11 protein-coding genes are annotated in these 13,624 nt (G+C 65.9%); all 11 read right to left on the reverse strand.

Features of this window, described 5'->3' with window-relative positions; all coding sequences use genetic code 11:
* Nucleotides 1-284 precede the first annotated feature (284 nt).
* A complete protein-coding gene (gene infB / locus DQ229_RS05400; protein WP_114965259.1) occupies nucleotides 285-2,798 on the reverse strand; it encodes a translation initiation factor IF-2 in 2,514 nt (837 codons plus the stop codon).
* An 8-nt stretch (nucleotides 2,799-2,806) separates the two neighbouring features.
* Entirely contained in the window at nucleotides 2,807-3,427 is a 621-nt protein-coding gene (locus DQ229_RS05405; protein ID WP_114965260.1) for an RNA-binding protein, read from the reverse strand.
* 35 nt (nucleotides 3,428-3,462) lie between these two features.
* Entirely contained in the window at nucleotides 3,463-5,112 is a 1,650-nt protein-coding gene (gene nusA / locus DQ229_RS05410; protein ID WP_114965261.1) for a transcription termination factor NusA, read from the reverse strand.
* A 4-nt stretch (nucleotides 5,113-5,116) separates the two neighbouring features.
* A complete protein-coding gene (rimP, locus tag DQ229_RS05415; protein ID WP_114965305.1) occupies nucleotides 5,117-5,731 on the reverse strand; it encodes a ribosome maturation factor RimP in 615 nt (204 codons plus the stop codon).
* 191 nt (nucleotides 5,732-5,922) lie between these two features.
* Complete coding sequence (locus DQ229_RS05420) at nucleotides 5,923-7,524, reverse strand: flotillin family protein (protein WP_114965262.1); 1,602 nt, start codon at nucleotides 7,522-7,524, stop codon at nucleotides 5,923-5,925.
* Nucleotides 7,525-7,569: 45 nt separating this feature from the next.
* Nucleotides 7,570-8,319, reverse strand: coding sequence for an SDR family oxidoreductase (locus DQ229_RS05425; RefSeq protein WP_114965263.1), 750 nt, complete (start codon nucleotides 8,317-8,319; stop codon nucleotides 7,570-7,572).
* A gap of 14 nt (nucleotides 8,320-8,333) precedes the next feature.
* Nucleotides 8,334-9,806, reverse strand: a complete 1,473-nt coding sequence (locus tag DQ229_RS05430) for an aldehyde dehydrogenase family protein (RefSeq protein ID WP_114965264.1) — start codon at nucleotides 9,804-9,806, stop codon at nucleotides 8,334-8,336.
* 1 nt (nucleotide 9,807) lies between these two features.
* On the reverse strand, nucleotides 9,808-11,064 hold the full coding sequence (locus tag DQ229_RS05435) for an ABC transporter ATP-binding protein (RefSeq protein WP_238380967.1): 1,257 nt from the start codon (nucleotides 11,062-11,064) through the stop codon (nucleotides 9,808-9,810).
* Complete coding sequence (locus DQ229_RS05440) at nucleotides 11,048-11,794, reverse strand: ABC transporter ATP-binding protein (protein ID WP_420796855.1); 747 nt, start codon at nucleotides 11,792-11,794, stop codon at nucleotides 11,048-11,050. The genes DQ229_RS05435 and DQ229_RS05440 overlap by 17 nt, the downstream gene beginning before the upstream one ends.
* The gene (locus DQ229_RS05445; protein ID WP_238380968.1) at nucleotides 11,794-12,723 is read right to left on the reverse strand and encodes a branched-chain amino acid ABC transporter permease; all 930 of its coding nucleotides are present in this window, start codon (nucleotides 12,721-12,723) and stop codon (nucleotides 11,794-11,796) included. The genes DQ229_RS05440 and DQ229_RS05445 overlap by 1 nt, the downstream gene beginning before the upstream one ends.
* A complete protein-coding gene (locus DQ229_RS05450) occupies nucleotides 12,720-13,589 on the reverse strand; it encodes a branched-chain amino acid ABC transporter permease (RefSeq protein WP_114965265.1) in 870 nt (289 codons plus the stop codon). Before DQ229_RS05450 ends, DQ229_RS05445 begins: the two co-directional genes overlap by 4 nt.
* Nucleotides 13,590-13,624: the final 35 nt, after the last annotated feature.

Raw genomic sequence — 13,624 nt, forward strand, 5'->3', positions numbered from 1 at the left:
CCCGAGGTGGGCGCGGATGCGCCCGCCTGGGGGGCGGGCGGGCGCATGCCCGGGCCGCAAGCGCCCCGGGCGGCATGAAACCTGTCAAGCGCGGGCAAGCCATGGCGAGCGTTACACGCAATCAGTTTCCCACCAATTTGCGCAACGCCACTTGGGACGGGCGCTGCCCGGTGCTTTGCACCGGGCAAGGGATGCCATCAGGCGACGCACAGCGCAGTCCCCCAACGAAAAAGGCCGGCCGCGTCACCCGCAGCCGGCCCCAATCCATGCGTCACGAATACCCGTCAGCTCAGCGTGCGCTCGACCTCTTCGCGCTCGAAGATCTCGATCACGTCGCCGGGGCGGATGTCTTCGTAGTTCTCGAAGGCCATGCCGCATTCCTGGCCCGAGATGACTTCCTTGACCTCGTCCTTGAAGCGCTTGAGCGTCTTGAGCGTGCCTTCGTGGATCACCACATCGTCGCGCAGCAGGCGCACACCGGCCGAACGCCGCGCCACCCCTTCGGTGACAAGACAACCCGCGACCTTGCCCACGCCGCCAGAGACCTTGAAGACCTCCTTGATCGTGGCATAGCCGATGAAATGCTCGCGCACCTCGGCGGAAAGCAGGCCCGAGGCCGCCGCCTTGATGTCATCCACAAGGTCGTAGATCACCGAGTAATAGCGGATCTCCACGCCCTTCTGATTGGCGCTGTTGCGCGCGGGTGCGTTGGCCCGCACGTTGAAGCCCAGCACCGGTGCGCCCGAGGCCTCGGCCAGGCCGATATCGGATTCGGTGATCGCGCCCACACCATAGTGCAGCACGCGCACGCGCACCTCTTCGTTGCCGACCTTCTCCAGCGCCTGCACGATCGCCTCGGCCGAGCCCTGGACATCGGCCTTCAGCACCACCGGCAGCTCGGCCACGGTTTCATCGGCCTTGGCCTTGGCCATCAGCTGTTCCAGCGTGGTGGCCGCACCAGCCGCCGCGCGCTTGTCCTTCGCGGCCTGATGCCGGTAATCGGCAATCTCGCGCGCCTGGGCCTCGGTCTCGACAACGTTGAGCACGTCGCCCGCCTCGGGCGTGCCGTTCAGGCCCAGCACCTCGACCGGCACCGATGGCCCGGCCTCTTCCACGCGCTCGCCCTGATCGTTGATCAGCGCACGCACCTTGCCCCACTGTTCGCCGACGACAAAGATGTCGCCGCGCCGTAGCGTCCCATACTGCACCAGCACCGTCGCCACCGGGCCACGGCCCACATCCAGCTTGGCCTCGATCACCGCGCCCATGGCCGCGCGATCCGGGTTGGCTTTGAGTTCCAGGATCTCGGACTGCAAGGCGATGGATTCCAGCAACTGGTCAAGCCCCATGCCGGTGGTCGCCGAAACCTCGACATCCTGCACGTCGCCTGACATGGCCTCGACCACGACTTCGTGTTGCAAAAGCTCGGTGCGCACCTTGTTCGGGTCCGCATCGGGCTTGTCGCATTTGTTGATCGCGACGATCATCGGAACACCGGCCGCCTTGGCGTGATTGATCGCCTCGATCGTCTGCGGCATGACCGAATCATCGGCGGCCACCACCAGCACGACGATATCGGTGACATTTGCACCGCGCGCGCGCATCGAGGTGAAGGCCGCGTGGCCGGGCGTGTCGAGGAAGGTCAGCACCGCCCCCGATTCCGATTTCACCTGATAGGCCCCGATATGCTGGGTGATACCGCCTGCCTCGCCCGAGGCGACGCTGGTCTGGCGAATCGCATCGAGCAGCGATGTCTTGCCGTGATCGACATGGCCCATGATCGTGATGATCGGCGGGCGGGGCTTCAGATCCTCTGCCCGGTCCTCGACAGTGTCGATCACCTGTTCGACATCGGAATCCGACACACGCACCACGTGATGGCCGAATTCCTCGACGATCAGTTCGGCTGTATCGGCATCGATCGACTGGTTCTGCGTAACCATCAGGCCGTTTTTCATCAGCGCCTTGACCACATCGGCCACGCGCTCGGCCATACGGTTTGCCAGTTCCGAGACCACGATGGTTTCAGGCACCTGCACGTCACGCACGACCTTTTCACGCGGGGCGGACTGGCCCAGCGCCTTCTGTCGCGCCCGTTCCTGCTTGCGCTTCATGGCAGCCATGCTGCGCTGGCGGCCTCCGTCGCCTGCCAGCGCCTCTTTCAATGTCAGCTTGCCTGAACGGCGCCCGCCGTCGTCGCGGGCCTTGCCGCCGCGTCCCTCGCGATCGGCCTGGCGTTCGCGATCGGCCTTGCGCGGCGCCGGGCGTGCCTGGGCGCGTTCGGACACGGGCGCGGTGGCTGCAGGATCGGCAGGTGCCGGTTCCGAAGCGGGCTCCGCCGCGCGCTGGCGCCCTTCCTCCGCCTCACGCTTTTCGCGCTCTTCCTCTTCGGCCTTGGCGCGCAGGGCATCCTCGCGCTCGCGCTCCTCGCGCTCCTTGGCCTCGATTTCCTCGCGGCGGCGCTGGCGCTCTTCCTCGCGGCGGCGCTCCTCTGCCTCGCGGGCGATGGCCTCATCCTCTTCGCGGGCCTTCGCCGCCTGAAGGGCCTTGAGACGGCGCTCCATCTCGGCATCGGTTATGCCGGCGGGCCGTCGCGACGGGTCGCCTGCCGGTGCCCCGGCCTTGCCCGAGCCAGCCCCGGCAGATTTCGCCCCCGCACCAGCTTTCGGCACCACAACGCGCTTGCGTTTGGTTTCCACCACGACGCTCTTGGTGCGCCCGTGGCTGAAGCTCTGCTTAACCTGGCCGGGCCGGGCCCCGCGCAGGCCAAGGGGTTTCTTACCGTCTGTATCGCTCATGCGTCCTGTCAATCCTTCCCGGCGTCATCCGCGCCGATCTGCCCGCGAATTCCCGCAAGCCTCGCAGCTTCCTCTACAACACGCGTTGCGAGTCCGCCAGCCGCGAGCGCGGCATGTATCACATGTTCGCGCCCGAATGCCAAACCCAATTCTGCAGCGCTCAGGGCGCCAACCCTCGTATTCGCCCCCTCTGGCGGCCGCAGTCTGCTTTTCTCGCGCGGCGATCCGTCAGTGGCCTGCAAAAGCACCGCCGCCTCGCCCTTGACCAGCCAGTCGCGCGTCTTTTCGTAGCCGCAGACCGCCTGTCCGCTCTTGCGAGCGAGCGAGACCAACTCAACCACCCGGCGCGCCAGCTGCTTTTCGACCATGTCCTCCAGGTCGCCGGGCACATTGACAGCCTGCCGGGCCGCCCGGGCAAAAAGACGCCGCGTCACCGCACGTTGCAGCGCCGCACGCTCGGCCGAAACCCAGATGCCACGCCCCGGAAGGCGCCCCAACACATCGGGCACGATCTGTGCTTCGGGGCCGACCACGAAGCGAATCATCCCCGAAGGCGCATCGCTGCGCCCGGTGGCGATGCACCGCCGTTCAGGCGCTTCACGCTCGGCCTTGCGTCCACCACGGGTCATATAGCCCCCTTGCGGCAAACGTTCCAGGCAACGCGTCAGACGCGCGGCTCTGATTCGCCTGTCAGTTCGGCACCGGCATCGGAATCGGCATCCACATCGGCATCGGCTTCCGCCTCTTCTGCTGGCGCAAGCTCGGCGGGATCGACCCAGCCAAGCAGCACCCGCGCCGTCATCACCAGATGCTGCGCTTCTTCAAGGCTCACGTCAAAGGGCTCGAGCAGCCCATCATCCTTGACACGTTCACCATCGACAGTGGTCCAGCCACCGGCAAGTTCCCAGTCGGCGCAGGTGGCGAAATCTTCCAGCGTCTTGATGCCGTCGTTCGCCAGAGCCTCGACCATCTGGGGTGTCAGCCCCTCGAATTCAAGCAGGCTGTCTTCCACTCCCAGGGCACGGGCGGCCTCGATCGCGCGGGTATTGGCCTCTTCAAGACGATCCCGCGCACGCGCCTGAAGCTCCTGCGCGGTATCTGCGTCGAACCCGTCGATCGACAGAAGCTCTTCCTGGTCGACGTAGGCCACCTCTTCGAGCGAGGCAAAACCTTCCGCCACCAGCAACTGCGCCAGAACCTCATCGACATCCAGCTCATCAACAAAGAGCTTGGTGCGCTCGGCGAACTCGGCCTGGCGGCGTTCGCTTTCCTCGGCCTCGGTCATGATGTCGATATCGAGCGCGGTCAACTGGCTGGCCAGCCGCACATTCTGCCCGCGCCGCCCGATGGCCAGCGAAAGCTGATCGTCGGGCACCACCACCTCGATCCGGGCGGCATCCTCGTCGATCACCACCTTGGAAACCTCGGCCGGCTGCAACGCGTTCACCAGGAAGGTCGCCTGATCCTCATTCCAGGGAATGATGTCGATCTTTTCGCCCTGAAGCTCGTTGACCACGGCCTGCACGCGGCTACCGCGCATCCCGACACAGGCGCCGACCGGATCGATCGAGGCGTCATGCGAGATGACCGCAATCTTGGCGCGCGAACCAGGGTCACGGGCCACCGCCTTGATCTCGATGATGCCGTCGTAGATTTCCGGCACTTCCATCTTGAACAACTCGGCCATGAATTCGGGCGCGGTGCGCGACAGGAACACCTGCGGGCCGCGCACCTCGCGGCGCACATCCTTGATATAGGCGCGAATGCGGTCATTGGGGCGATAGCTTTCGCGACCGATCTTGTCCGAGCGGCGCAGAACACCCTCGCCCCGGCCAATGTCAACGATGACATTGCCGTATTCCTCGCGCTTGACGACACCGTTGATGATGGTGCCGGCGCGGTCCTTGAACTCCTCGTACTGGCGGTCGCGCTCGGCCTCGCGGACCTTTTGCAGGATCACCTGCTTGGCCGATTGCGCGGCGATGCGGCCCATCTCGACGGGGGGCACTTCTTCGGTGATCTCGTCGCCGATCTGCGGATCTTCGAGAAACTCGCGCGCCTGCTCTACGGTCAGTTCGGCGTGATGGTTCTCGACCTCCTCGACCACGGTGCGCACCCGGGTGAAGGCCGCGCGGCCGGTCTGACGGTCGATATGCACGCGGATATCCAGATCGGCGCCATAGCGCGACTTGGCCGCCCGTGCGAGGCTGTCTTCCATCGCCTCGATCACCAGATCGGGGTCGATCATCTTTTCGCGGGCGACGGCCTCGGCCGTCTGCAAAAGCTCAAGCTGGTTGGCGCTGGTGATGACCATCGTCTCAGTCCTTCCCGGATGGGGTGTCGGTGTCAGGGCCGCCGCTGGCGGTATCTTCGGTATCAGTGTCGCTTTCGATCACGTCGAAATCGCCTTCATCAAGCACACCGGCTTCCTTGCGGGCGCGCAGCATTTCGGCGATCAGCTCGTCGGTGAGGATCAGCTTTGCGTCGGAGAGCCAGTCGAACTTAAGGCCAACGGTGCCCTCGGGCAGGTTGACCAGAATCTCATCGCCCTCGACCCCTGCCAGCACCCCCTTGAAGCGCCGCTGCCCGTCGATCAGCTCTGTCGTCTCCAGCCGGGCCTCGTAGCCCTGCCAGATGTCGAAATCCTTGAGCCGCGTCAGCGGCCGGTCGATCCCCGGCGAGGACACCTCGAGCGTGAAGGCATCCTCAAGCGGATCCTCGACATCCAGCACCGCCGAAACGGCCGTGGAGATGCGCGCGCAATCCTCGACGACGATGCCGCCATCAGGGCGGTCGGCCATGATCTGCAAGGTGGCCTTCTTGCCCCCCTGCAGACGCAAGCGCACGAGTTCGAATCCCAGCGCCTCGATGGCGGGGGTCACGATCTCGGCCAGGCGCCGATCCATGGGTGTCTTGGCGATAAGGTCGCTCAAAAGCGGCTCCAGAAACAAAAAAGCGGGCCAAGCGGCCCGCGAACATTCTCGGTGGTGCCCCGGGTTTGGACCCCGCAGCGCCGCTGTTGATGCCCATATAGGCCCGCACGCAGGCATTTGCAATAGAAAGCCTCGGGGGCAGGCCCCGGCCCGCCCCTTCAGCCGCCAGCCCGCGGGGCCGGGGCGGCATTTCAGCTGTCCTTCTTCCGGTCGCCGCTGCCGGTCGGCTTGTCCTTGTTGGTTTCCGGCCCCAACGCTTTCTCGAAATCCAGCCCAACCTGATCGCCGATCTTCCTGAGCACCGGCAATTGCACCGCCATGTCGAGCACCGCATCCAGTGCCTGATCGACAGCGCCGCGCCGCGCCTTGGCGTCGCCCGCCTCGCCCGTGCCCCGGCCAAGGCCCGAAAGCTGCGTGATGTTGATATTGCCGATCTTCTCGGCAGGTTTCACCATCTCGGCAACGATGCGCGGCATAGCCTCAAGCCGGGCCTTTTCAAGCTCCAGCGCGATCACCGCCTCCGAGCGGGTATTCTCGGCCTCGATCCGAGCGCGCTCGACCTCGACCTCGGCCAGCCGCAGCGCGCTCATGGCCTGGGCCTCAAGCCGGGCGGCCTCGGCCCGGTCGGCGGCGGTGACCTTGTCGTTCTCGGCGGCGATCCGGGCGCGCGCAGCGGCGGCTTCGGCCTCGGCACGTGCGGCCATGAGCGCAAGCTGGTGGCGGCGCTCGGCCTCGGCGCTGGCGCGGGCGGTCTCGATCTCTTCATGCGCGGCGGTGGCGCGGGCGCGGGCACTGTCGGCCTCGGCCCGCGCGGCGCTTTCCTCCTGCGACTTGCGCGAAATCAGGATGGCGCGTTCCTGTTCAGCCTCTTCCAGCACACGGGCGCGGGCTATCTCGGCTTCGCGGATGGCCTGCTCGCGGGCGATCTCAGCGGCCTGGATCTCCTGCTCCATACGGATGCGGGCAGCGGCCGAGTCGCGTTCGGCCTCGGCCTTGCGGCGCGCCACCTCGGCCAGTTGCGCGGCGATCAGGGTCTCGATCTCCTGGCTCTGGGAAATCTCGGCGCGACGCTCCTCAAGGTCGATCTCGAGCTGCCGCTTCGCCGTCTCCATCGCCGCCCGGCGCACGCTGACCTGGGTCTCACCGTCGATCTCGGCGCGCTCTTTCTTCGACTTGGCGATCACCTCGGCCAGCTTGCGCATGCCCACGGCATTGAAGGCGTTGTTCTCGTCCAGTGCGGCAAAGGGCGTCTGGTCAAGCGCGGTGAGCGACACGCTATCCAGTTGCAGCCCGTAACGCTCCAGCACCTCGCGCAGGTTGTCGCGCACCTCAGCCACGAAGGCGCCGCGATTCTCGTGCAACTCGTCCAGCGTCAGGCGCGCCGCGACCGAGCGCAGCGAATCCACCAGCATCCCGTCGAGCAACTCGCGCAGCTGATCTGGCTGGAAGCTGCGGCGCCCCAGGGTTTGCGCCGCGCGCGCGATAGCGGCTTCCTCAGGGGCGACTGAAACGTAGAACTCGGCCCCCACATCGACGCGCAGCCGGTCCTTGGTGATGATCGAGGCCTCGGCGCGGCGCTCGACGAGCAGGCGCAGGGTCTGCATATTGACCCGCGCGATTTCATGGAAATAGGGCAGCGCCAACACGCCGCCGTCGATGACGACGCGGCGCCCGCCAATGCCGGTTCGCACCAGGCTGACCTCGTTCGTCGCGCGCTCGTAGAACCAGGCGAACAGGGCCACCAGCCCCGCCAGCACTATCACTGCGACGATGATCCAGATGACTGCGCTCATTTTCTGTCCCTTTCGGTCGGGCGCACCACGCCGGGCGCGATAAGGTCAAAGCCCATGCGTGCCGCACAGGAATTCGGATGTCTGGCCGCCATCGGCAGGCAGGATGGCCCCGCGCACCGCACGCGACCTGTCAGACAGAAGGAAGGCCACCACCGAGGCCACATCCGCCACGCCGGGCGCATCATCGGATCCGGCAGCATGAATCACGGTGTTCATTCGCAAGCCTGCCGCCGCCTGGGGCGGGGGCGGCTGCAAGGCCCAGGCAGCCAGCGCACGAGCCATGAAACCGGCCAAGGCGCCGCCCGCGAGTCCCTGGGCTTCCAGAAAGCTTTCGACGTCTTCGAATCCCAGTTCGCGCGCGGCGCGTATGGCAGGCAAGGCCGCAACCCAGTCGGCGGCCTCGCGTCCGCCCAGCGTCACGACAGATGCGCCATCGGCCATGCGCGGCGCCAGTGCTGCGGTCAGCCGCTTGACCCCCAGCAGCCCGATTTGCAGGGCCGTAGCATCATCGACCCGCGCAGGAACGCCCAGCGCATTGACTAGCCCGTCCACGCCCTCGGGCAGCACCTCTGCAAGCGCGTCGAGACTGCGCGGGTCGCCCAGATCGGCGCGATAAAATTCTTCGACATGGTCGAACGCACGTTCGATATCCACGCCCAGGACCGTCGCGCCCATCGCGGTGCAGGTCTGCGCGCAGGCCCGCCCAACCCCGGAGGCCGAGCCGGTAACGACAATCGTCTTGCCCCTCAGAAACGGCAACTCGCCCCGGTGCGGTGTTTGCGGTTCATCCGTCATAGCCACTCTTGCCCTCAGAACATTGGCGGGTAATGCCGCCCGCCACGTTCAAGCGTGATCCAGCGCGTTTCGGTGAAGGTCTCGACCGACCAGCGCCCGCCATGCCGCCCCAGCCCGCTGGCCTTGGACCCGCCAAAGGGCACATGCGGCTCGTCATTCACCGAAGAACAGTTCACATGGCACATGCCGGTTTCCAGCTTGCGCGACATCGCCAGCGCGCGCGCCTCGTCGCGGGTGATAATACCGCAGGACAGCCCGTATTCGGTATCATTGTTGATCGCGATGGCCTCCTCGTCGGTCTTGAACGGGATAACCGGCACGACAGGGCCGAAGGTCTCGTCGCGGTAGACATCCATCTCCGGGGTCACACCGGTCAGGATCGTGGGTTCGACAAAGCGGCCCCTTACGCCCCCACCCAGCGCCAGCTTGGCGCCCTTGGCCAGCGCATCTTCGATCTGGCCTTTTACGCGGGCGACCTGCCGGTCGTTGATCAGCGGGCCGATCACGTTGCCCTTGTCGGCAGTGTCGCCGATCTTGAGCTTGCTCGCCCGTTCCACAAAACGGCGCAGGAACTCGGGATAGATCGACTCGTGGACGAGCACCTTCTCGACCGACATGCAGATCTGGCCCTGGTGCATGAAGCTGCCGAAATTCGCCGCTTGGGTGGCGCGCTCCATATCGGCGTCCTCCAGCACGATCAGGCTGTCCTTGCCCCCCAACTCGACACAGCATTTCTTGAGATGCGCGCCCGCCTTGGCCGCAATCGCCCGGCCAACCGGCGTCGAACCGGTGAACGAGATGCCCTTGACCAGCGGGTGTTCGACCAGTTCGTTGCCCATCTCGGCGACATTGTCGCGCGAACAGGTGACGACGTTGAACACCCCGGCGGGCAGCCCGGCCTCTTCCAGAACTTCGGCAAAGAAAAGCCCGCCCAGATAAGGCGTGTCTTCCGAGGGCTTCAGCACGATGGTGTTGCCCATCGCCAGCGGGAAGGCGAAGCCGCGCGACGTCAGGATGCCGGGGAAGTTCCACGGCGAGATCACCGAAACCACCCCCATCGGAAAGCGCACCGCTGTCGAGAACTTGCCATGCTCGGACGGCAGCACCTCGCCGATCGCATCGAAACAGGCTCCGGCGGCGGCGCGGAACACCTCGGGCACATAATGGGCTTCGAACATGCCCTTGCCGAACCAGCCGCCGCCTTCGGCCTGCGCGGCAGCCACGAAATCGGGCACGCGACGTTCCCAGATATCGGCGATCTTGAGCATGTAATGGGCGCGCTCGGTGAATTTTAGCTCCGACCACCCGGCAAAGGCAGCATGGGCGGCCTCGATGGCAGTGCGCGCCTCGGCTCGGCCGCCGTCGGGCGCCTCGGCCCATAGGCTGCCGTCATTGGGGTTGATGTCAGGAAAGGTCCGGCTCGCGGGTACCCACTGGCCGTTGATGAACATGCCCTTGAGTGCATGGCGGGGGCGTGCGTCCAGCATGTCAGTGCTCCTGCTTGCGTTCGAATTCATTGCTTCCGGGGCGGCGGCGCCAGACCTCGATGCGGGGGGCACGCCAGACCTCGATCACGGGCGGGCTGTCGGGGCGATCATCACCAACTGCGTCTGCGTCACGCGGTCCGGCAGCCTCGGGGCGCGGTGCATGTGACGGGGAAAGCCGCTCGCGCAGGGGCGACAGGGGCCGGGTCACGACACGCACCTGCGCGCGCGCGTTGGAAGCGGTACGCTCGATCTCGGACAGGGCCGCCCGCAGCCGGGACGTGGCCGCATCGGCAGACCCCGCGCGCGGGGCCGCGGCCATTGGCCGCCCGCCACCCGGCTCACTGTGCGGGCGCTGCCCTGCGCGGGTCACGAGCGCATCAATATCAAGCCCCGCCAGATCGCTGGCCGGCACCGTGCGGAGGGGCCGGGGCCGGGGGCGGAAGGCATCGGCACGCGGCGCGGGCTCGGCCGGCGGTGCGCTGTCTGCCTGTGCCTCGGTCCTGGTGGACGCCGCCACCGTATCGGGCGCCTGCGCCGCACCTGCCCCGCCCAGATAGGCCGCCTGCACGGCCGGATCGTTCATCAGTTCGCGCGCGGGGGCCTCGTGATCGATCTGCCCGTTCTCCAGCAGATAGCCACGGTCGGCGATGGCAAGACTCTGCCGGGCGTTCTGTTCGACCAGCAGGATGCCGAGACCCGCCTTGCGTACCTCGGCCAGGTTCTGGAACAGTTCCTTGCACAACAGCGGCGACAGGCCCAGCGAGGGTTCGTCCAGCATCAGGATTTGCGGACTGGACATCATTGCCCGGCCGATGGCGACCATCTGCTGCTCGCCCCCCGACATGGTGCGGGCAACCTGCCCGCGCCGCTCGGCCAGCTTGGGGAAAAGCCGCATGAGCCTGTCGAGATTGGCCTGCTGGTCATCTCGCGCCCGGCGGGGGTTGGCGCCAAGCGTCAGGTTCTCGCGCACGGTCAGATCACCGAATATGCCGCGCCCCTCGGGCACCAGCGCGATGCCGCGCTCGACCACCTTGTGCGAGGGCAAGCCAAGCAGCTCCTCGCTATCCAGCCGGACAGAGCCCGTCACGCGCCCCTCGCAAATGCCCGCGATGGCCTTGAGAAGGGTGCTCTTGCCCGCGCCATTTGCCCCCAGGATCACGACGATCTCGCCGGGTTTGACGGTCAACCCGGCGCTTTCCAGCGCGCGGTGCTTGCCATAGGCAACCGAGAGCCCCTTGACCTCAAGCATCGTCTTCATCCCCCAGATAGGCGCGGATAACTTCGCGGTCGGCCAGAACCTCGGCGGGGGTGCCCTCGGCGATCATGGCGCCCGATGACATCACCACGCAACGGTCGCACAGGCTGCGGATGGCATCCATGACGTGTTCGACCACGATGATGGTGCGCCCCTCGGCACGCAAGCTGTGGATCAGTTCGATCCCGGTTGTCAGTTCGGTGGGGTTGAGCCCCGCCAGCCACTCATCGAGCAGCAGCACCTCGGGTTCGCTGGCCAGCACTCGCGCCAGTTCCAGCCGCTTGGTGTCGATATAGGTCAGGCTTGCCACGGGCAGGTGGATATGGCGGCCCATGCCGACCTTTTGCAGCAGGGTTTCAGCAAAGGCCTCGGCCTCGTGACCCCAGCGGCGGCGATGGCCGAAGGCGGCACCGGCGACCACGTTCTCCATCACCGAAAGCTCGTTGAGCGGACGCACGAGCTGAAAGGTGCGCGAAACGCCGCGGCGGTTGATCTGATAGGCCGGAAGCCCAGAAATCTGCTGCCCGTTCAGGGTGATCGTCCCCGCCGTGGGCTGCAACGCGCCCGAGATCATGTTGATCATGGTGGACTTGCCCGAGCCGTTCGGCCCGATAATGCCCATCACCTCGTGTTCGCGCACATCGAAGCTCATGCCGTTCACCGCGACGAGGCCGCCAAAGCGTTTGGTCAGCCCGCGCACCGAGAGCACATCGCGCGTCATCGTCGTCGCCATCACGCGGCCCTCCCTTCGCGCCAGCGATGCAGGGCCTTCTCGTAAAGCCCGACAAAGCCGCCGGGCAGAACATACACGATCAGCAGAAAGGCCACGCCCAGCAACAGGTAGGTCTGGTTTGGCATGTTGCCCGAAATCACCTCCCACAGCAGGGTGAAGGGGATCACCCCCGCGATCGGCCCCCAGAGCCGCCGCGTCCCCCCCAGTAGCGCCATGATCACCACCTGGAACGACAGGATAGGACCGAAAGCCATCGAGGGCTCGATATAGACATAGCGCGGCGCCATGATCGCGCCGACGATGGCTGCGGCGGCGCCGGGCACCATAAACAGCAGCACCTTGGCCTGCGCGGTGTTGATCCCCGAATGCCGCGCGACGGTTTCGTCATTGCCGATGATGCGCAGCGCAAAGCCCAGGCGCGAGCGCCAGATCAGCCAGCCGACCAGCCACACCACCGCGGCGAGGGCCACCAGTTGCCAATAGATCATCGTCTCGGAGATGGAGGTCAGCACATAGAACCCCTGCCGCCCCGCCTGCACCTGCGCGAATGTCACGAGCTGGCGGATAAGTTCGGCCAGCCCGAGCGTGAAGATCACGAAATACACCCCCGACAGGCGCAGCGTGGCAACGCCCACCAGCGCGGCGACGATGGCCCCCGCCACGCCCGCGATCAGCGGCAGGGTCCAGTAGGGCAGGTGGTCGATCCCCAGCCCGGTGATATAGGCCCCCAGCCCGTAAAACGCCGCCGTCGCCAGCGAGATGTAATGCGTGGGCCCGGAAAACAACGCCCAACTTGTGGCCAGCACGGTGAACATGGCAACGGTCACGGCCAGCGTCATGACATAGCCACTGGCATAGAAGGGCATGAGCGCAACCAGCCCGACAAGCCCGGCGGAAATGGCCAGATTGCGGTAATCCGTCGCGCTCACAGTGTCGTCCTCCCGAACAGGCCTTGCGGGCGGAACAGCAGAACCAGCAGAAAGAGCACATAAGCCGCCGCAAGCGTCAGTCCGGGGCTGATCAGCGCGCCAACCGCCGTTTCGGCAATGCCGAGCAGCAGCGCCGCAATCACTGTTCCACGGATGTCGCCGACACCGCCCATGATGACGATGATCAGCGCCTTCATGGTGAAGATCACACCATCGGTCGAAGCATCGAGCGTGACGAACATTGAAATCAGTGCACCGCCCATCGCCGTGATCGCGCCGCCCAGCGCGAACGCCAGCGCCGAGACGCGGCGCACATCGATCCCCACCAGCCGGGCGTTTTCGGGGCTGACCGCAACGGCACGCAGGGTCATCCCCGGTCGCGTAAAGCTGAGCCAGAGCCACAAGGCCAGCGCGATCAGCGCGGCCAGCGCGAAGGCCACCACCCGGTTGAGTGCGAAGCTGCTGTCGAAAATCTGCACCCGCGTGGAAAGGTAGGAATAGTTGAAATACCCGCCGCCATAGATCATCAGCGCAATGCCGATCATGATGAAGCTCAGCCCGAAAGTGGCGAGGATGGAATCCACCTCCAGCGCGCCGCGGCTTTTCGCGCGCAGGACCAGCGGTTCAAGCATGATGCGGTAAAGCAGCCAGTTCACCGCGAAGGCCACGGGCGCAACCAGAAACAGCGCAAGGATCGGGCTGACCTGCCCTGCCGTATAGACCCAGAACGCAGCAAGCCCGCCTGCAACAAGGATCTCGCCATTGGCGAGGTTCATGATCCTTGCGACGCCGTATTGCAGGTTCAGTCCCATGGCGATCAAGGCATAGGTGCCGCCAAGCAGCAGGCCGGTAATGATGATGAACATCCGTCAGCTTCCATCCGGTTTGAGATTGCACGCGG

Origin of the sequence: Alkalilacustris brevis, assembly GCF_003350345.1 — a bacterium.
Lineage (GTDB): Bacteria > Pseudomonadota > Alphaproteobacteria > Rhodobacterales > Rhodobacteraceae > Alkalilacustris > Alkalilacustris brevis.